Source organism: Dorea hominis, assembly GCF_014287705.1.
In the GTDB taxonomy this organism is placed as follows: Bacteria; Bacillota; Clostridia; order Lachnospirales; family Lachnospiraceae; genus Dorea_D; species Dorea_D hominis.
This window is the reverse complement of record NZ_JACOOY010000020.1, coordinates 1-20560: the sequence shown is the minus strand read 5'-3', so window position 1 is coordinate 20560 and position 20560 is coordinate 1. Positions and strand designations below refer to the sequence as shown.

12 protein-coding genes and 1 pseudogene are annotated in these 20560 nt (G+C 40.3%); all 13 read right to left on the bottom strand.

What is annotated here, in order from left to right:
- Positions 1-26: 26 nt before the first annotated feature.
- The gene (locus tag H8S07_RS12910) at positions 27-1076 is read right to left on the bottom strand and encodes a galactose ABC transporter substrate-binding protein (protein ID WP_021860341.1); all 1050 of its coding nucleotides are present in this window, start codon (positions 1074-1076) and stop codon (positions 27-29) included.
- The gene (locus H8S07_RS12905) at positions 1069-2082 is read right to left on the bottom strand and encodes a sugar ABC transporter substrate-binding protein (RefSeq protein ID WP_021860340.1); all 1014 of its coding nucleotides are present in this window, start codon (positions 2080-2082) and stop codon (positions 1069-1071) included. The genes H8S07_RS12910 and H8S07_RS12905 overlap by 8 nt, the downstream gene beginning before the upstream one ends.
- Positions 2069-3844, bottom strand: coding sequence for a cache domain-containing sensor histidine kinase (locus tag H8S07_RS12900; RefSeq protein ID WP_117538087.1), 1776 nt, complete (start codon positions 3842-3844; stop codon positions 2069-2071). Before H8S07_RS12900 ends, H8S07_RS12905 begins: the two co-directional genes overlap by 14 nt.
- 87 nt (positions 3845-3931) lie before the next feature.
- The gene (locus tag H8S07_RS12895) at positions 3932-5533 is read right to left on the bottom strand and encodes a response regulator (protein ID WP_117538043.1); all 1602 of its coding nucleotides are present in this window, start codon (positions 5531-5533) and stop codon (positions 3932-3934) included.
- A gap of 348 nt (positions 5534-5881) precedes the next feature.
- A complete protein-coding gene (locus H8S07_RS14525; protein ID WP_243176029.1) occupies positions 5882-6136 on the bottom strand; it encodes a hypothetical protein in 255 nt (84 codons plus the stop codon).
- Between the two features lie 404 nt (positions 6137-6540).
- The gene (locus tag H8S07_RS12885; RefSeq protein WP_186856158.1) at positions 6541-8331 is read right to left on the bottom strand and encodes a hypothetical protein; all 1791 of its coding nucleotides are present in this window, start codon (positions 8329-8331) and stop codon (positions 6541-6543) included.
- 279 nt (positions 8332-8610) lie between these two features.
- Positions 8611-10353: a fibronectin type III domain-containing protein gene (locus H8S07_RS12880; protein ID WP_186856157.1), complete on the bottom strand. Its 1743-nt coding sequence runs from the start codon at positions 10351-10353 to the stop codon at positions 8611-8613.
- Positions 10354-10539: 186 nt separating this feature from the next.
- Positions 10540-11178, bottom strand: coding sequence for a response regulator transcription factor (locus H8S07_RS12875; protein WP_186856156.1), 639 nt, complete (start codon positions 11176-11178; stop codon positions 10540-10542).
- The gene (locus H8S07_RS12870) at positions 11175-12416 is read right to left on the bottom strand and encodes a sensor histidine kinase (RefSeq protein ID WP_186856155.1); all 1242 of its coding nucleotides are present in this window, start codon (positions 12414-12416) and stop codon (positions 11175-11177) included. Before H8S07_RS12870 ends, H8S07_RS12875 begins: the two co-directional genes overlap by 4 nt.
- Positions 12416-14059: a histidine kinase N-terminal 7TM domain-containing protein gene (locus tag H8S07_RS12865; protein WP_186856154.1), complete on the bottom strand. Its 1644-nt coding sequence runs from the start codon at positions 14057-14059 to the stop codon at positions 12416-12418. The genes H8S07_RS12870 and H8S07_RS12865 overlap by 1 nt, the downstream gene beginning before the upstream one ends.
- 134 nt (positions 14060-14193) lie before the next feature.
- Positions 14194-19074 (bottom strand): hypothetical protein, encoded by a 4881-nt coding sequence (locus H8S07_RS12860; protein WP_186856153.1) that lies wholly within the window; start codon positions 19072-19074, stop codon positions 14194-14196.
- A gap of 89 nt (positions 19075-19163) precedes the next feature.
- Positions 19164-19415: pseudogene (locus tag H8S07_RS12855) on the bottom strand (8-oxo-dGTP diphosphatase MutT); the annotation flags it as partial.
- A 288-nt stretch (positions 19416-19703) separates the two neighbouring features.
- A partial coding sequence (locus H8S07_RS12850) for a metallophosphoesterase (RefSeq protein ID WP_330598588.1) occupies positions 19704-20560 on the bottom strand: 857 nt, incomplete at its 5' end.

Genomic DNA, 20560 nt, shown 5'->3' with positions numbered 1-20560 from the left:
TTATTTTTCCTAATAACTTCTCCGGACTATTTTTCCAAGAACTCATCTACATTCTCCTCATCTACCTGACGGTATTCAGAGACATAATATCTGCCGTCCGTCAGCTGGCTTCGATACTTGTTGTCCCCGCGAAATACTTCCACAGACAACTTCGCAAGCTCACTTGCCTGGTCTTCGTTGTCGTTGTAGACAGTTCCTTGCATCTGGCCGTTCTTGATCGCATTCAGAGCATCCTCCAGCCCGTCAATTCCGAAAATCACCGGCCAATCATTTCCTCTGTATCCGGCCTTTCTGCAAGCCTCCACAGCGCCCAATGCCATCTCGTCGTTATTTGAAATAACAAGTTCGATTTCTTTGCCATATTGCTGGATGAGACGGGTCATTCGATTTTCCGCCTGCCCACGGTTCCAGTCTGCAAACTGATAGCTTAATTTTTCTAATTTCACATCGTGTTCGATCAGTGTCTTTACTGCATAGTCCGTTCGGCTAATGGCATCCTGGTGACCGGCCTCACCTTCTAAAAGAACATACTGTATCTTGCCATCTTTGTTCACATCCACCTCCGGATGATTTTTAAGGTAGTTTGCAACAATTTCACCTTGCATTACGCCAGACTGCTCTGCGTCACATCCGACATAATATAGTTTCTCCCACTGCATAATGTCTTCTTTTACCGGCTCACGGTTAAAGAAAATGATCGGTATACTTTCTTGTTTCGCCATCCTTATAATGCGGGATGGCGCTGTTCTGTCAACGAGATTTACACAAAGCACGTCACATCCAGCGTCGATCATTTCTTCTACGATCTCATTTTGATCCTGCTGGTTATCATCTCCATTTTTCACAGACACGATAATCTTAAAATCTTCGGATTCCATTTCCTTGAAATTCTCTTTCAATTTATCTGTCATAGCATTGATAAATGGATCATCCTGGGTGTACGTTACGACACCAACTCGAAGAATATTATTGGACTTCGGCTTTTCCTTTCCACATCCAGATGCGAGAAGGGTGAGCATTAATGTAACTGCGATCACACGTTTATACTTTCTGTTTCTTTCATTTCTTTTACTCATAGGAATACATGAACCTTTCCATATTGTCATCTAAAGAAAATATTGGTTTGCTAAATATCTTTATATCTGTCTCATGACCTTTGATTCGATAAAATCTGCGGTTCAGTTTCTGCGCAATCTCTTCTACGCTCTTGTAGCCGACGGAATAGGTATCCGGAACGATAAGGCCGTTGAGCACTCCGTCATCAAGCAAGACGATTGCCTTTTCACTGCTGCCAATTCCATATATTTCTGCCTTGCTGTATGTGCCTTGCTCCGATTTCTCGCCAAGCTCTTCCAACGCTTTCGAATCCAGCACGACTAGGGCGTCCACATCACTTTTCTGGGCTACACTTTCACAGATGTCCTGTCCTTTTTGACGGTAATAGCACCAGCTGATTTCATTTTCGGTATCTTTAAGCACGTCTTTCAAACCTTTGATCATCTGACGATTTGCCGCAGACTCTCGCCAGTCGGCTACAATTCCTACCGTCTTCTTCTTTTTGCCAATCTGCTTTCCTAATGTTGTACCGATTTTATAATAATCCGGCCCGATCACTGCACCAAGCGATTTTTTCGCCGATTCCGAAGTCGCTTTATTCTGAGACGCCCTGTCTGAAGATTGCCCATTAATCAACTGCGTTCCGTTATAAAATTCATCCATAATAAGAATATACGGGATGCCGGAGCACTGCTTTTTGATCATTTTTTCGGTGTCCGCACCCGGCGCCGGGCAAATGATAAATGCATCGATATCATTATTTTTCTGTTCATTTATGATTTCTTTTTCCGTCTCCGTACTGTCAATCTTATCCGTATTGCAGATGATCATATGAAGACCATTGATATCCGCCGCCTGCTTCAGGCCTTTTATAAGCGAATCCCAGCGGTTGTCACCCGATTCGGAGAGAATGACTGCCACTCGCTTCTCCGGCACATTTTTATCGAAAATCTTCAACACGAAAAACAATGCCAGCACAAGCAAAATCGTCTCCAGCACGAGGAAGGTTATTTTATTTTTTTTCATCTAAATTCCTCCCCTGCGTGTATTTTTGCATTTCCAGCATTTCCGCATTCTCAGGCGTATGCAAAATCGCCGGAATGTGGATTACAACTTTCGTTCCCTCATCCGGTTCGCTGTACACTTCCAGTCCATACTGCTCACCGAACATAAGCTTGATTCTCGAATGTACGTTAATAACACCTACGCCGGAACCGTGCTTTGGAACTTTATTATTATTTGTCAAAATATTTTCCAACACTTCTTCGCGCATGCCCATTCCATTATCCTCAATGGAAATGTAAATGTCATCGCCTTTCTTCTCACCGCGCACGATGATCTTGCCGTCATCGTCCTCATCCATATTTCCAACGCCATAGTAAATTGCATTTTCCAAGATCGGCTGAATGACTAATTTTACAATGCAATATTTTTCAATCTCTTCATCAATCTGAAATTCCATCTTAAAACGCTCTTTATAGCGCACAAGCTGTATATTCATATAACTTCGGCTGTGCTGCAATTCATCCTTGATAGAAATAATTGTCTTTCCCCGGGACAAACTGACACGCAAAAGTTTCGCAAGCTCTGAAATCATAACGACAGCACCTTCATTTTTGTATGCCTCGATCATCCACGTGATCGACTCCAGCGTATTATAAAGAAAATGTGGATTGATCTGGCTCTGCAATGCATCCAGCTCGCTCTTTCTTCGCTCATTCTGCTGGCGGATGATCTCTTCCATCAAAGTCTCAATCTGCTCGTAAGACTTCTGAACGGAATATCCCAAATGTCGGATCTCCGTAGAACCTCCAATGTAAATGTCCGGTTTTCCACCGGCCTCATGGTCTTTTACGGACTCTTCCAGCTGGCGGATCGGTTTGGAAATCTTTCGGGAAACTAATCTATTTCCATAAAGGAGCATCATCAGAAGAATTGTGATCGTCGTAAATACATAGTAACGGAATCGATTGATGCTTGCAGTCTGCACACTCTCCGGCACAACACCGACAAGTTTCCATCCGGTATATGCAATACTTCCGACAACAATGCTTTCCCTATGGCCATCCGCATTGATGGAATACGTTCCATCTTCGTATTTGGCTGTTCCGACACTCTTTTCGTTAAAAAGCCCTCGGTCCATCTCTGCTCTTCTCGGATGGTAAATAATTTCTCCATCGCGGCTGATAAGATAATAGTAAATGCCTTCCGAAGAGTCATTGATCTGTTTTAACACATCCTCAATAACCGAATATTTCATATCCACTAAGAGGACACCACTTCGCGGCTTATCGCCGTCGTTGACATCCACATAGCGGCTCAGCGAAACAACTCGATGGAAACGGTAAGAACCATCCGCAAAAAGATTTTGGATATGCGGAACGGAGAAATGGATATTTTCAATTGCGTCCTCCGCATTCCGGTACCAGTCCTGCCTTGTTACGTCTATTTTCTTCTCCACCGATACCGGCTCAGAACTGATAAGTTTCCCATCACTTCCATACAGCGCCACGCTCTGCACCTTGTCCGAATTCGTTTCGTACAGAAGACTGAACTGCTCGGTAAATTCACGGCTGGAAATGTCAAATTCCTGAACGATATTGTAGTTCGCCGCATTGAAAATCTGACGCATATCCAAAAGATCCGCATTTACACGGTCCACCATACTCTCTACGTTCGATTCTGTATTCGCAACCGCCATTCGATCAATGGCGAGCTTGAAACGGTGATAGAGCAAAAATCCCATAACAACGATTGTCACAACAGTGATCGCCATAAGCACCGACATGATGATCGACTGGATGTTGAATGTTATATTTTCTTTTGAAAATTTTCTCAATCTGTTTTTCACGCTATTCTATTCCCTTCACGTGCATTATTTTTTCGCAGATGCCCGGTATTTGGAAGGTGAAACACCAAATTTCTTCTTAAATACGTAACTGAAATAGTTCGCATCCAGATACCCTACCTTCTCTGCGATCGTGTAACTCTTCTCATCTGTGTTAAGAACCAGGTCCTCTGCGATATCCATTCGGTAATCTGTCAGATAAGAAATAAAAGACTTTCCTACTTCTTTTTTGAAAATAGATGAAAAGTAAGAGTTCGACACACCAAGCTGTGCACACACTTCATCGAGCGAAATGTCGGCCTCCATATATCGGTCTTTCACAATGTTCTGGGCGTCTACGATCAGTCTTTTCGATGTATTATTTCTGGCATTCATAAGACAGTCGCTGATTGCCATAGACATATTGACCGTCCAGTTTGTAAGCAAGCTTTCATCCATCTGTGATACTTTTTCGTAAATATTTTGCGAATATCCGGAAATCTCATTGAAATCAAGCGAGTTATTTGTACAGAAGCGAACAAATCTGCTGACAATCTCTAATGTTGCCAGATTATGCTGGCTGATTGTCTCTGTATTTTTATAAATTTTCTCAATTTCCTTGTGTGCCATCTCCTTAATCTCTTCCGGATCACCGATACGGATCGCGCGAAGAAGCTCCTGCATGCTGATCTCTTCCGGCTGCGCTGTCTGCTTCTGCTCTTTTGGGACAATCTCTCCGATGTTGATGGCGCGCTTTGTACCATACAGCACACGATAAGAAATGGCATCTCTCGCCCCTTCATAAGAAATGCTGATGTCACGAAGGCTGTCACACACCGTTCCGATTCCTGCCGTAACGACTGCTCCCATAATTCGATAAGCCCAACGGCAGAATCTGTCGCAGGCATCTGTCACCTGTGCCATCTTCTCCTTTGAATCAAGTTCCAAAATAAGAAGCGTATTGCCCATGTAAATAAATTCCTTGCATTCCCACTCTTCTACGAGCCGGTCTTTGATCTCGCGCTCTACGGACATGGAAAGAAGCAACGGATCCATTCCATCCGGCACATGATTTGCAGAAGTATGAAAGATCACACAGCAAAAATGCGGTCCTTTCATATCAAGCTGATACGCCTGTAAAAACCGGTCATAATCCTCTTCACCAACTCTTCCTTCGATAAGCGAAATAAGAAAATTCGACTGCAGCTTCGGCAGTGCCTCCTGAAAGTAATTATTTAATTTCTTTACATTCAATTTTTCTTCTCGCTCTCGATCCAGTGTCTCTTTCAAGTCCTCAAGACTTGCAGACAGTTCTGTCGAGTTGATCGGCTTCAACATATATTCTTTGATTTCTAAATGCACCGCTTCCTTTGCATACTCAAATTCATCGAAACCGGTACAAATCATAATGTAAATATTCGGATAATCCTCGTTCAGTCTTCTCGCAAGCTGCAACCCGTTCATGTAAGGCATCTTAATGTCCGTAAGCACAACGTCCGGCTGGAGCTTCTCCACAAGCTCTAATGCTTTCACGCCGTTCGTTGCACTGCCCACAACCTTGAATCCAAGATCATTCCAATGAATCTTTTGCTCCATAATATCAATAACTTCCACTTCATCATCTACCAGAAGTACTTTATAACGCTCCATACTAATCCCCTTTACTTCCTTTGGTCATTCTGCCTTTTATTATAGCAGAATATGCCCTCGTGCAACATAGTTTTTATAGTTAATGATAATTTTGCCCGGGGGAGGCGCTGGCCCCCAAGACAACACCAATCAGCCCTCTACGCACACACAAAAAAGGAAGCTGCACTACCTGAACCAACCATACGGTTACACTCAATCATCATAGAGTTTCATCTTTTCCGAGGTCAACTGTCGGCTCTGTTTTTGCAATTCTGCAGTATTGATTTCTTTGTAGTCGCATTGCCTTTTGGAAGATACCCGTGACCAGGATGTCGGCAGTCTGGGCGAGCGTAATGTTTTGAATAAAATCTACAATGCTCTGGTGAAAACTGTACCACTTTCCACATTTCCAATCTGTGCAATCAGATAAATTCCTTCATCCACTTCTCCAAAACTCGTGCATCCCAAACTATCTGTTTCTTGCATTAAACCGGAAATATCATTTTTCTTCGCAAATGCAAACAATTGTTTTGCTTGTTTTTCTCTTGCTTCTGCACTGGTATCTTGTAATGATATCCCTGAATCTTTAAAACCATTTTCCCAGACCAGCTCATCATTTTTCATGTATTGAATTGGAAATATCGAGAACTTTGCTCCGGAAAGAGTCACTTCTTTATCCGAACTATTTCTCTCCTTGTAAATAATTTGAATGCTTCCTGTTCTGCTTCCTGCTTCTGCATGGATTGTTGAAATATCTATAAAACCACCGACAAGAAAAAGCATAACGAATAAAATAATGTGAATACTTTGGTGCTAGAATATAATCTGTATTTACTGATATCACGCTTTTCACATAAAGATGCTGTGCGATTATATGTAAAAAGGTGACTGTTCTTAATCAAAATAAAAATGGCGAAGTGCTTATCGTAACACTCCGCCGAAAGCGTCAAACGATAAAATCCAATTGACTTTAATGTCTTCTCTAGCCCCTTATCATACGATTATTATTGATCGTGTTTCTAAATGCATTACCATACAGATTTCAGTGTTCTCACACTCCATGTTGGGGAGTTATTAACGAAATCAAGTGCTTTCTTTGACTTAAATGAAAATTTAACCTTTTTAATTGTACTGTCTTTTACATTCTTATAAGTCTTTGTTGTTGATGCGTAAATCTTATTATCGACTCCAACTCCAACCTTCACTTTATAAGTTTTAAGCTTAAAAATACGATTGTTTACAACATATCCTGTAACTGTTACCTTGCCATTGTAATAACTCATTTCCCACGGTACAAATGTTGCTGTTGCATATGGCGTAATCGCATTTATATTCGGATTGATCCATCCTTGCCTCTTATACTTACTAGCAACCGGTTTCTTTGCCTTACTAGTCTTTGTAATCTTTGTATTCTTTGCGCAAACCGCTTTTACTTTATAAGAAGAAGTACTTGCTTTACTTCCACTATATACAAAGGTAATTCTTGTTTTTCCATTACTCTTAATTGTTTTAATCTTCTTATTTCCTTTGTATACATGCATAGTGGAAAGACCTTTACCCGCCTGTGTAGACGGTACATTTATTATAAGTTTTGCTTTTTTAGGTGCAAATTTAACACCTGAAACAGATGGTGTTTTAAAGCTTGCTGATTTCAATGTCCAATATTGGTTATCTATATATTCATATTCAGTTCCACTTGAATCTGCTCGTATAAGATGCACTGTATAATGCTTGGCCGTGCCAGGTTTTAATCCTGTAAGTTTAAAACTTCTCTGATAATTATTACTTCCTTTAATCACATATCTTTTAAAAAGTGATCCTTCTCCATTTTTTGTTGAGTAATTATAGACTTCTACGATATGTGCCGTAGCATAACTATAACTTGACGCATCAATGTAACCGATAAGCTGATCATATCGATCAGAACCCATTTGAAACTTGTAGCCCTTCGCCGCTACTGATTTAGTATATGCAGCCTGATCAAATCTAACCCTATCACTATCCTTTAATGTAATTGCATCTCCTGCTGTTTTTGCCGATGCCGCATCTTTTGCAATTACAAGAACCATTCCTGTCTTAACACCAGTTATATCAATTTCTTTTGACTCCAAATCACGATATACAAGTGCTTTAATCTTGTTGGTAAAAGACCTACCATATATCATGCCGTCATCCTTATTATATGCCCATAAGGATTCACCCTGACCAGGTGCTTTTGTTGCTTCCATCTCTGCATTGATTTCTGAATATTCTTTTCCATTTGAAGACTTGACACTCCATGTGTACCTGTTTACTTTGCTAAATAAATTCTCAGTCTGTTCCGGCTCTTTAATAGTCGGTGCTGTCAATTCCCTTGCTTCAAAATCACAATATGGACCATACTCCTCAAGTTGAAGATTCTTGTAAAGTTCATATCTAATCCAGAATTTTTCTCCTGGTTTTACATGTTTCAGATGTTCGCTCCTAATCTGATGAGTATGCACATATTTTCCTACATCTATTTCGCCGCCTATTAAAGCAACATACTCTTTCCCACTTGTACCATTCGTCCACGCAGTTATATCATAATCGTGAATACCCAAAACATCATTTGGATAATATACCGACAAATCTACCGTTACATTAATATCAAATGTATTATCCCCACGATTGATATATTCAATCTTTTTCAACGGAGACTTTCTCGTCGGTGTATAATTTTGTGTGTACGTCTCAGCAGCTTTTACATCTGTCTCCCCGGCAAATGAAAAAAATACAATCGCCAGAAGTGTTGCAAGCACTACAAATAATTTACTCTGTCCTTGTCTTTTTGTTTTCATATCATCTACGCCTCCTTTGCATAATACTTTTCAGGATAATTTTCCACTCATCAGAAGACAATCATCCATTTTGTCTGATAATTCAAGCACAATATATTATTTGTAAATAAAGTATAACATATAGATTTCTTTTTCACCCCGTCCTAAAGGACAGTATATAATCAATTTCGCAGGAAATTATTCATTGTAGCAATGGATCCCAAAGTCACAAAACAACAAAACCGCAAACAGCTTACGCCACTTGCGGTTTTGTTGTTTTTCAGGTGTTTTTAGGAAGCGTTACTTCGCTTTGATCACTTTTTTAATCTGCGGTCCCTGACCATTGCTCTTGCTTAATCCTGTATTCATATAAATATTCAGCTTCTTACCTGTCTGTGCTCCCTTTGGCAGCCATACAGTGTAGCTTGTCTTATTGCCTTTTGTCCATGTATCACCGATCCTCATACCACCAATCTTCGGAACTTTCTTCTTTAAAGTAACTTTTACTTTGTATTTTGTCCATGTGTACGGTTTGTGATAAATCGGCGGATACCAGTAACCTCCACTCCAGTGTCCCGGAGATGTCCAGCCATTTACTTTTATCTTTTTCTTCTGTACAATCTTAATAGACTTCACAACTGGTTTCACAGCAGATCCAGTCTTTACTGTCACTACATCAGACGGTGTACCGGTTGTTCCATTCGCATAAGCCTGTGTGCGGAACTTATAGGTTGTCAACGGCTTCAAATTCTTTATTTTCATCGCATCTGGGCAGTACATATAGTTTACCGTTTTTACTGTTGTCCATTTGCCACCTTTATAAATCTGAATTCTGGCATTTGTACCCATCATCTTTGCTGATCCTACAGTTACTTTTGCATAATTATGGTAAGCTATTACTTTCGGTTTTTTAAATTTCTCTGCCGGTACGTAGAGATTCGTTGTATAGGTTTTTCCATTCTTTGTCTTGAATGTAAGCCAGCTCTGTCTACCAGCTTTAATATTGTATACCGGAACTTCACTATGCGTAACTTTATTGCTGTTGTGCTTCCATGACTTTCCGGAAATATGATCATATACTTCTACAATCTTGTCATCGGAATTTGCAGGTACCGTCTCAGCAACAACCTTTATATTTCCTAACTGTGATTTTTTCACTTCTTTATGAGAGCATTTAATCTTCTCAGCCGAAATATAGTCATGTCCATTCAGATTAAAATCAAAAATTGCCGGGTAATAAGCAGCATTACTTGTTGATATACATACATAATATGTTCCACGCGTTAACACCTTTGCTCCAGGCTCCCACGCCTCTTTGCCATTGTATTGTGAGGATCCTTCGCTATAGATTTGATTATTATTAGAGTCATAGACACGAATGAAAGTACGATTCTGTCCGAAATAAGTTGCTCTTTCTGTGTTAACAAGATGGAAGCTTGGATCAATCACTGCCCTGTCTGCAACATTAAACTTGTACCAGCGTTTATCTGTTCCCGTTCCTGTCAGACCTTCATAAAGACTGTACGGATGTCCGGATAACGGAATCTCATATGCTGTATCTTTTGTAAGACCAATCTCGTCTTCTTTGAATCCGATTTTTTGATCAATGTATTCTGCGCTGATAGTAATATCCGTATAAGCTGGTGCAGATGTTGTAAATTCCACTTCACAGGCCTTTTCTACCCACTGGCACGGATATAAATATAGTACATTTGCATCCTTTACTGCTGTAGCCATACGGCTGGCAACTTCATGACCGCCTATCCATAATTTCGTATTGTAATTCCGTATAGGAACATTGTGCGAAAATGTTACTTTCATCGGCCTCTGTGTATTATTTGTTACTTCAATATGCTGCTCAAGCCCATCTGCTCTCTCAAATTGTACTATTTGTGATTCTTCAGATTTAAATTCCACTGAGTGAGTAAGCGATTCCGCTTTCGCTCCAATACCAGCAGTGAACCAGCCACCTACAACCAGGGCGCACAACAGCAATCTTTTCATTAGATAGTTACATATTCGTCCCGATTTCCAGTTTTTCATAACATATCCCTCCTTCTTCTTTTCCAACTAAGTTACTGGTCTTTACCTCCTCAAACGACATAGTTTTCTTATAATAGATTATAACAGAGAGACAAAAAATAAAACCTGTCCATATGGACAGGTTTTCGTTATTTTTACTGAGAATTTTATCTGTCAGATAAGTATTATCTGAACATACAAGGAATATTATTGATTTTTTTCCTGACTGCTCGGTATGATGAAGTTCTTATTTGTCACTGCGATTGCAAGTCTCGTCTTATTTGCATATCCTGTTTTGGATAAAATATTCGAGATGTGAAATTTCACTGTTCGCAGCGAGATGTTCATCTGCTCTGCGATCTCACTGTATTCGAGTCCATCGCAGACATAGCGTAGCACTTCGATTTCCTTGGCTGTAAGCTCTGAACTGTCGGCAAGTCCTAACTGTACGCTCGGTGTTTTATCCGGAAATACACTTTCTCCGTCCATCGTTCGAGCCATAACATCGTCCAGTCTCTCCGGACTGATATCCTTATACCAGAAGCTGTCTACTTTCGCCTCTCTTGCCCGCTGCAAATATCCGACTTCCACCATGGAAGTTACGATAATGATTTTTATATTTGGAAACTCTGCCTTTATCTCTGCTGCCGCTTCGATCCCGTCTTTATTTCCGGACGTACATACATCCATCAATATAAGATCGATACGCTGTCTTCTGCATATGGCAAGTGCAACATCTGCGCCATTTACACTGGCAGAAAGCGTATAATTGTCACTTTCTGAAATGACTCTCTCCATATTTTCACGAGGCATCCTCTGATCCTCAACGATTAATACCTGTTTCATACTCTCTCCTTTTGAAATGCAATCGTCAATGCAAAATACGGAAATGACTGTATCTGCATTTCTCCGCCATAGTCAAATACATGTCTGGAAATATTATACAATCCGCCTTTTGGAACAATCTCTTTATCCGGTGTCTCTCCGTTATTCGTAATACGGATGCGACATTGCTGATTTTCATTCTGCATCTCGATCCAAAGCTTTGTCGCACCGGCATGGCAGACGCCATTTGTCAGACACTCACGCATTGCAAGGACGCAGACATTAGCCAGTTCCTCTGACTCCGGCAATGTTCCCTCGCACACTACCTCCACGCCAAGTGTCTTTGCATCCTGCAGAAATCTTTCAAAATCGCCTTCTTCCAGCGGATACTGGTTGTCATTCCAGATTGCATTTACGGCCTGCCGAAGCAAGCGCACCGCATCTTTATAATCTGCGTTCTCCTGCACCAGACTCTGGCGGATCGCAGTAAGACCGGCGCTCATCTGATCGTGAAGCTTTGTCTTTGCCGCAAGCACTTCCCGCTCACGTGTCAGAATCAATACATTGTCCGACAGATAGCGGAGTTCTTTTGATATTTCTTTTAACTTTTCGGTCTGCTTTGTCAGATTTATTTTTTCCTCATATTGTTTCGTAATGTCCAGAAAAATAGCTTCTGTATATACCTTTCCCTTTCGATCTGTCACTTCATTTTCCCGATAGCTCCATGCCTTCCCGTCAGGGAAAAGGTAGATTTCTTTGTTGTTGATCCGACTCACACCGTAGCGCTCACATTGCTGAAGCGCTTCTTTTAATTCTTCTTGCTTTTGCAGATCTCTGTGAGTGAGCGTCTGAAAAAGGCGATACATCTGCTCATTGCAAAGCTTCAACATTCCATCATCCATAAAATAACAGATTCCGATCGGCAGTACGTTCATCGCCTCTTTGATAGAATTTTGCCTGATAGTTTCTGTTCTCATCTTTTTCAGCCGAAGTCCTTCCCAGATAAGTAACGCATCGATCACACCGACAACACACCACCATACTCCGATCGGAACAGATGGCATTTGCAAATATATTTCTCCTCCATGGGCCGCCTCGAATGAATAGGCCAACGCATTTAAAAGCAGAAATAAAAACACAAAAAGTGCAATGTTGATATACCATTTTCGATCATCCAGCTTCATATTTTGAAAAGCAAACAACAGAATCATATTCCCTACGAGACTTAATAAAATAACGATCATTAAAAATGTCTGCATTACGGTTCACCTGCCTTTTCCACGGCAAATGTAAAACGCCATATGCCATCTTCACATGTACAGGACTGCACCATTTTCGAAAAAATGGTAAGATCCATCTTGCTTTCTATTTCCATACAGAAGAGAAGCTTTTCTCCCTGGCTTCGAAGCTTTATCCACAGAGAATTGCATGTGTCCACGCATTTTTCCACCACTGTTTCAAAAAACTGATACATCGACACAGCGTCACTTACATAAATCTCCTCACCGGTTGGGAACGAACAGGCACAGTCGATGTCCATCAATCGCAAGCTGGAAAAAGATTCTTCTATGCAGGCTTCCAGTTCGGCGGCATCGGATATTTTTGATCTCTCTTCGATAAATTCCAGATTTCCGCGTCTTTTTATATACGTTCCGACAAGACTGATCTTCGCTAAAAGCCTACGGCTTTTCTCCTGATTTTCTTCCTCGTCATAGTGGCGGAGCAGGTCATTTAACAGATCGATCTGTTTTGCGGTCTGTGTCTGTAGCTTGTCAAATAAGCGATTCTTCTCACGCAGCATATTGATGGCTGCCTTTGTCTGATAATTTTCCTGCTCAATACAGTTACTTTCTTCGATTGTCTTTCTGTTTTCTTCCAGTCTCTCAAGAAGCTGGATGATGTCTTCGATATCTTCCTGCCAGAGAACATGACCGCCCGGGATATCCCGGTTCTGTATCAGTGTCTTCTTATCGATCACGACTTCTTTCTCCATCGCTTCCTTCATTATTTTCTTAGATAAAGGCATTGCATTGGAGGATGTGTAGCAGACATTATAGTCCTGATCTGTAATCTTGGCTCCCAATGCGCAGACTTCAAACAGCCGCTCATACCCTGTATTTGTCTGGATCAATCCGCAACGTACACAGCTTTCCAGTATGCCCACAAAAAATAAACATAAAACTGCGGTAATGTCTCCACCTATTTTCTTCATCCATTCCACACCACTTACGTAAATGGCCGCGTAAAGTACAGTTGCACTAATTCCGATCAGCGGTAAATATTTCTTCTTTCGGGAATGTCTGCATTTATAGAGCATCAAAAGGAAGCCGATCAATGCACAGACAATTTCCCACAAAATCACTGTATAATAGCCCCATCCATATGTATAACTGCTATCCGACCATGCCGCTCCTTCCGGGAAGGCAAAGACAAGCTGGTGAAGATCATTCGTCAGCACAAATATACTAAGAATCCCCGTCGGAATGCATAATCCTTTCAGCCACCCCGGCAGCCTGTATTCTTCCGGCTGTCCAAGAAGAAAGGCCGCCTGCAATGCAGTCAGCGGAATAAACAGCATTGGTATGTAGTAGCAATACCAAAGGTAGCGCGAGATCTGCAGATCATAGGTGAAGAAATATTTTGTCGTGCGTACAACAAACCAAAATACCATCAGACCTGCGACTAACAGCAATGTATTTCTCACTGATTTTTGAATGACTCTCTTATGAATGCTAATCGCCCACCCGATATATAATCCGATGTAGATCACCGTCCGAAGTGTGCCAAAGAAGATGCGACCGGCGCTCATCTTCCCCAGCCAGCGACAGACCAATGCGGCAATCACAAGCAGCAGAAATATGACGATATTCAACTGTTCACTTGATTCTTTTTTCTTTTTCATTCCTATGTTCAAATATATCCCTTTACGTATGATTTTTCTATTACTTTTTGAAGTATCATCCCGATTTCGTTGCCAGCAGCGTCAAATATCACCAGCTTGTTCATAATGTGCTTTATCCTTTATCCTTTCTGCTCTTATTTCGTCACTACTGTTTTTGCTGCCGACCATCCGGAATAATATTTTTTACCGGAAACACTCCTATAAGTACGGATTTTCACATAATATTTCTTCTTTGCCGCCAGCTTTTTAATAGTTTTCGAAGTTGTTTTATAACTGCTGACTGTGACATACTTATTTCGAGATTTGAACTTACTATTTGTAGAATAGAGTAACTGGTAACCGGATGTCTGTGCACTCTGCTTCTTCCATTTTGCAGTAAATGCTTTTTTCGATTTACTTAAACTGCTTATAGTGGTGCCTTTCGGATCAATGGTAAATGATAACGTCTTTTTACCACTGTAATTATCTTTAAAAGTTACAATTACTTTATACGTTCCTACATTTTTTCTGCCGGATGCATATTGCACTATATAATCTGTTTTGTTGTGCAATGCATTTCCGTTCGCATCTTTTACCGTTACAGACGGTGTTTTTACTCCACCTGAATAAGTATAAGCCGTTGCCGAAATTTTTACAGAGTTTATCCTTGGAATTGCGATTGCTTCTGAAATCGTTTCACAATTCTTACAGTGGATAGACTTACTTCCATCTGCTGCAAATGTTGCCGGCTGATCTACCGTATATTCTGTTCCCCATTCATGCGCCTTTTTATCCAGTTTTTTCGTCTCTGTGAAGCCACAAATTTTACATCGGCGCTGTGTAATTCCTTCTTTTGTGCAACTGGTTTCTTCAATCGTCTCCCATTCGGTAAAATCATGACCTGTTGCCGGAATAACCTGCTCATCCTTTGTTTCGCCACATTTCTTGCAATGGATAGATTTTCTTCCTTCCGTTGTGCAGCTTGGTTCTTTGTCAATTGTGAAATTTTCTTCCCAATTATGACTTGCAGGAATTACTTCCTGTGGTACAAGAACGGTTTTGCAGACGCTGCAATGCTTGCCTTCTGTAAGTCCGTCGGTAGTGCAGGTTGCCGCTTTTCCCTGATCAATCACGATTGTATGTCCGTCTTTGCATGGATCTGGATCATATTCCACAATTCCTTCTGCATCCGTAAATATTTTTCCACAGCTTGTACATACCCACGCTTCATCCGCATATTTAATATCATGATCTTTTAAATCAGCCGGTTTCAATTGATTATAATAATTATGTCCAAATTTCGGATTTTCTTCTAATGTTCCACCATTTTCGGCTACATTGCTGCACTCTGTTTTTCCTGTAGTTGCCAGTTTATGTCCGTTCAGATTCAGGAACTCATTAATCTTTAACAAATTTGTGTGAATCAGTACGGTATCCTGATTCAGCGTCAATGAATAGAGCGGAGTCGCAAAATTAATGTCTGTATTTTGAAGTTCCAGATTCTCACTAAATCCATTTACCCGACTTGGCTCTTTAAAACTAATCTTCTGTGTCTTCTCTCCTGAAAATATCGTCTTATGCATATTTGTCTCATAATAGCCATACCAGTTGGAGCCTGTTTCCTTATAGTTCGAGGTGAAATCTCCTTTTACTTCTACTGTTCCATTTGTTAAACACTCCCCCTTACTGCTTCCATATGTTTCACCTAACGCCAGATTCCCTTTCACAAGCAGTTTGTCTTCTGTATCCTGCATCTGCAGAAAGCCATTATTAAATTCCGCATTTCCTCCTACTTCCAGACTTCCCTGCTTAAAGGCAGCACCTCCTCCGTTCACCATCAGATTTCCTTTAATAAGGTTATCACTGCCTGACACATTCATTGTTCTGACCGCTACATCTCCGGCAATTTCTACTCCTGCACCTCCCATGTCCAGTCTTTCTGCATCTATATTTCCGGTTGTTGCAAATTTATAACCGCCTGTATTTAATGTACCTGTTATCATCAGTTTTTCTGTATTCGTAAGCTGTGTGTCCTGATTGATCTTCACATTATAAATTGGTGTTGCAAAATTGATATCGTTATTCTGAAGCTCCAACTTATCACTAAATCCATTTACTTGACTCGCCTCTTTAAAGCTGATCTTCTGCGTCTTCTCTCCTGAAAATATTGTCTTATGCGTATTCGTTTCATAATAGCCATACCAGTTGGAGCCTGTTTCCTTATAGTTCGAGGTGAAATCTCCCTTCACTTCTACTGTTCCATTTGTTAAGCAATCACTCTCACTGCCTCCATATGTTTCACCTAACGTCATATTTCCTTTTACAACCAGTTTATCCTCGGTATCCTTCATCTGCAGATACCCATTGTCAAATTTCGCATTTCCTCCTACTTCCAGACTTCCCTTTTTAAAGACAACAGTTCCAGTCATATTCAGATTCCCTTGTATCTGATTTTCTTTTGTATTGTTGATGTTTAACATGTTAGCCTCAACATTTCCAGTTGTTACAAAAGATCCATTATTAATTATCAATTGCGTAACGATCTGTAAATCTTCTGTTTTCGAAATCGTCATATCATTATTTACTGTGAGCGAGTAGAGTGGTGTTACAAAATTGATATTGTTATTTTGAAGTTCCAGATTATCATTGAATCCATTTACCTGACTTGGCTCTTTAAAACTAATCTTCTGTGTCTTCTCTCCTGAAAATATCGTCTTATGCATATTTGTCTCATAATAGCCATACCAGTTGGAGCCTGTTTCCTTATAGTTCGAGGTGAAATCTCCTTTTACTTCTACTGTTCCATTTGTTAAACACTCCCCCTTACTGCTTCCATATGTTTCACCTAACGTCAGATTCCCTTTCACAAGCAGTTTGTCCTCGGTATCCTGCATCTGCAGATACCCATTGTCAGCCTCCATATTTCCATCTACAACCAGTTCACTGCTAGCAAATTCCAGACTTCCAGCCACATTGCAGTTTCCAGCCACATGGATATCCATGTTCTTAATGCTTACATAGTTTCTGATATTAAGGTTACTTGCTACATTAATCTTTTTCGAGCATTTATCATTTATCTGTAAAAATCCATTGATATCCAGTCTGCCGACATAAATCTCTCCGCCGTTGCCGGTAATTTCAAGATTTCCTGCCTTATCCGTTACAAATAAACCATTAAACTTCATTTCTTCTTTCGACTGGTCACTGATCTTCAATGTACCACCGTTGATCCGAATACCGGCAAGCATCACATTTTCAAATTCTGCAATGGAACACTTCTGTCCACTTCTGTTCGTATAAACTGCATATGTCTGCAAGTCACTGTCTGTTGAGTGGATAATCTGCAAAGTGCAGCCTTCGTCAACTGAAATCGGATTTGTGGAAACCGGATTGATTGTCGTATCCACAAGTGCATTTTGAAGATTCGTGTATCTTGCTTCCAATCCTGCTGCGTCATTGCATCCATCAATCCACGAAAGGATTTCTCCATATTTGCTGCCAATCTGTGCATTTGCAGTTTGGTATCCCAGATCATTCTGGAGCAGCACAATTCTTTTAATAAATTGCAGATCATCTATTGCTGCCGATGCCCAGATATCCATATTTTTCATATCAGCCTGGCTTTTATATTTATTATAATTATTCTTATCATCATTAAATGCATCAACTGCGTACTGTTTTATTTCCTGCAGATATTTCATTAAATATATTTTTTCACAGACATCATCAAAGCCGGTTCCATAATTAATAAGGTCTTTTCCTACAGCCAGTATCGCATTGGCTCTGCCGACTGCTGCAGATACCGCCATTTTGGAGCTCAATGTGTCCATCCCTGTTTTTCTGGCAACCATAATCGCAGCTTCATCTCTGGCACCACCCTTTGCAGTGTCCCATACATATTTGCCAAGCTCGTCGCTGCCATAATCGTAAATAGATTTCAGCGCTGCACTTCTAATAACATTGTCACCAAGCTCATCAGATTCCAGCAGACTCAGATAAGAAGATGACGCACGGATAAATGTGTTATCATTATTTTTCGTTGCATTACTGCGTACACGTACCAGCGTATCGTGCATGGACTCCTGATTTCTGTAGAGATTTTCCATCATCACGATATTATTAACGGTTGATACACCTGTGCTGATCACTGTTTTTACGCTTTTGGCAATTTTCTTAATTTTGCTGCCATATTTATCAATCTGCATGGTCTTATACTGATCATCCCATTTATGCGGTATATCGCCCGCGCCGTAATCCGCATAAAACTGTGCTTCATACAAATCCGAAAAATCTTTCATCTCTTTTTTGCCATCTGAATTTTTTGATGCCTGAAGCAATGTTTTTTTCACATTTGATACATACTTTGTCAGATTTTCATCGTATAGCTCCGTATTTTTTAACAGGTAATTATATTTATCTATATCATTAACATCTGTAATGGCTCCTAAATAGTCATTCAACCATTTTGATGCATCTTTGGTTTTTGAATTGTCCAATAAATCAGAATATGCCCGCAATGTCTGCATACCTTCCTCTTCACTGCCAATAGAATTACCTGAAACGGATTTGTAATCATTCTGATAAATGCTTGTTAGCAGAGAATCATAATTTTTGCTCTTTGCACCAGCGCAGAATTTTGTCCAGTCTGCATCCGTTGCAAAAACATCCAGAAGTACCGATGGAATCTCACTGATTGTCTCCCCTGTATGGTTCATTCTGTAATAAAGACTCACACCACTTTTAAAAATCGGATCATTCTCATATTGTTTCAGAAAATCCGTAGACAGATAATCTGTATTTGCAACTCCATCCAGTCTTCCATATGGATTAGATTCCGGCATCGTATCTTGCGTAAATGTATCGACTACAAAAGAGCGATCGTTCAACAGATTTTCAAACACAGCTACACTTGCCGTCGCATCATCTGCATTCACGCTGCTTGATGCGGATGTCGCTCCTGCCAGAATTGAAATCGTCACTGCACCTATTACTAATGCAGAAATACTTCTTTTTAATATAATTCTCTTTTTCCTCATAACTCATCCTCTTATATATGCTTCAGTCCGCCGTGAAAAATCTACCTCTATACAAAATTTTTAGTTGGTTTTGCTGAAATCATACCCTATTACCCATTCATTTCCTTTCTAATCTTCTCAATAAGTGTCACATCTGCCGGTAACCATTCTACTTCATCTAGCTGCTCTTCACTTAACCATCTTGCTGCCTCATGTTCCTCTAACACCAAATTCCCTTTTACAATCTCACACCAAAAACAATCCATGGAAAGATGAAACATCGGATAATCATATTCTATTGTTTCAATCCATTCTCCAACAGTTACTTCTGTGTCTAATTCTTCCATTATCTCTCGCTTTAACACAGGCACATCAAGTTCACTTCGGAAAGCGGTCGTTCTAAAACGGAATAGTGACTGCTGAGCGCCGTAAACCGCAATTAAACATTCTTATATTAATTGTATCATTACTACACTGGAATTTATATAGCGTTTTCTGTATTCACCAAAAATTTCCATTAACCTTTTAAATTTGTTGTCACCACCCTTTTATTCAATTGCTCAAGTTCTACATCCGCATTCTTTTTTTATAGCAATAAAGCCAGCCAGAACATCTCTGCTCTAGCCGGCTTAATTTCTAATTATCTCCTGTTACACAATTCTTATAATCTGCTCATAGAGCAATATCTCTTCCGCACTCACATTCTGATTATCATGATAATGCCCGAAGAACCATTTCTTGAACTTTGTATTCTGCCTGATCTCTTCAAAATAAGTTGTTAATATGTCTGGCTTGTACATACTTCCGCCTAACTGAATCTGTGTGCTCGACGCACAGCAATGTGTCACGATAAAATCCACCGAATTATCATGTGCTGTCAGATTCTTTCGTCCCTCTTCCATCTCTTCTATGGCTGGAAGCTCCTGCTGCCACCAGCTCACATGATTAAGTCGATAAGGCTTCCATCCGCGATCAAGCCTTTTCTTCTTGTTCTTATAGTCAGGATCGTCCAGATCCAGAATCCCTCCATCAATATCATAACTGCTCGCACCACCAAATGTAAATATACTTTTTCCTTCAATTTCAAATATCTGGCCGCGCATCAGGTGAATGACAGATGGTCTGATCTTATGAACTTTTCCGCCATGCCATTCCTCTACCGGATACTCATAGAGTCTGTCAAAATTCTCATGATTACCATCTACAAATAAAGTGGTAAATGATTTACAATCCAGCCAGTCCATGAGCATTGTTTCTTCTTTACTTTCCTCTTCCTGATCCCAGATTCCTCCAAAATCTCCACAGATAATTACATAATCTTCTTTTGACATTTCCTTTTGTTCTGGAAAATTCCTTGTATTAAATCTCTCAAAATTCCGATGACAGTCGCCAGTTATATAAATCATTCTATCACTTCCATCTTCAGGCGGCTCTGGCAAACTTCCTATAACATCTCTAACCGTGTAATGTTTCTCCATTTCTTTCGGATATTCGTAATTTACTCCCA

Coding starts and splice junctions, on each gene's coding strand:
- H8S07_RS12870 (WP_186856155.1), bottom strand. CDS start 12,416: ATGCAGACATTTTTAATGATCGTTATTTTATTAAGTCTCGTAGGGAAT.
- H8S07_RS12910 (WP_021860341.1), bottom strand. CDS start 1,076: ATGAGTAAAAGAAATGAAAGAAACAGAAAGTATAAACGTGTGATCGCA.
- H8S07_RS12900 (WP_117538087.1), bottom strand. CDS start 3,844: ATGTCGGTGCTTATGGCGATCACTGTTGTGACAATCGTTGTTATGGGA.
- H8S07_RS14525 (WP_243176029.1), bottom strand. CDS start 6,136: ATGAAAAATGATGAGCTGGTCTGGGAAAATGGTTTTAAAGATTCAGGG.
- H8S07_RS12860 (WP_186856153.1), bottom strand. CDS start 19,074: ATGAGGAAAAAGAGAATTATATTAAAAAGAAGTATTTCTGCATTAGTA.
- H8S07_RS12905 (WP_021860340.1), bottom strand. CDS start 2,082: ATGAAAAAAAATAAAATAACCTTCCTCGTGCTGGAGACGATTTTGCTT.
- H8S07_RS12885 (WP_186856158.1), bottom strand. CDS start 8,331: ATGAAAACAAAAAGACAAGGACAGAGTAAATTATTTGTAGTGCTTGCA.
- H8S07_RS12865 (WP_186856154.1), bottom strand. CDS start 14,059: ATGAAAAAGAAAAAAGAATCAAGTGAACAGTTGAATATCGTCATATTT.
- H8S07_RS12875 (WP_186856156.1), bottom strand. CDS start 11,178: ATGAAACAGGTATTAATCGTTGAGGATCAGAGGATGCCTCGTGAAAAT.
- H8S07_RS12895 (WP_117538043.1), bottom strand. CDS start 5,533: ATGGAGCGTTATAAAGTACTTCTGGTAGATGATGAAGTGGAAGTTATT.
- H8S07_RS12880 (WP_186856157.1), bottom strand. CDS start 10,353: ATGAAAAACTGGAAATCGGGACGAATATGTAACTATCTAATGAAAAGA.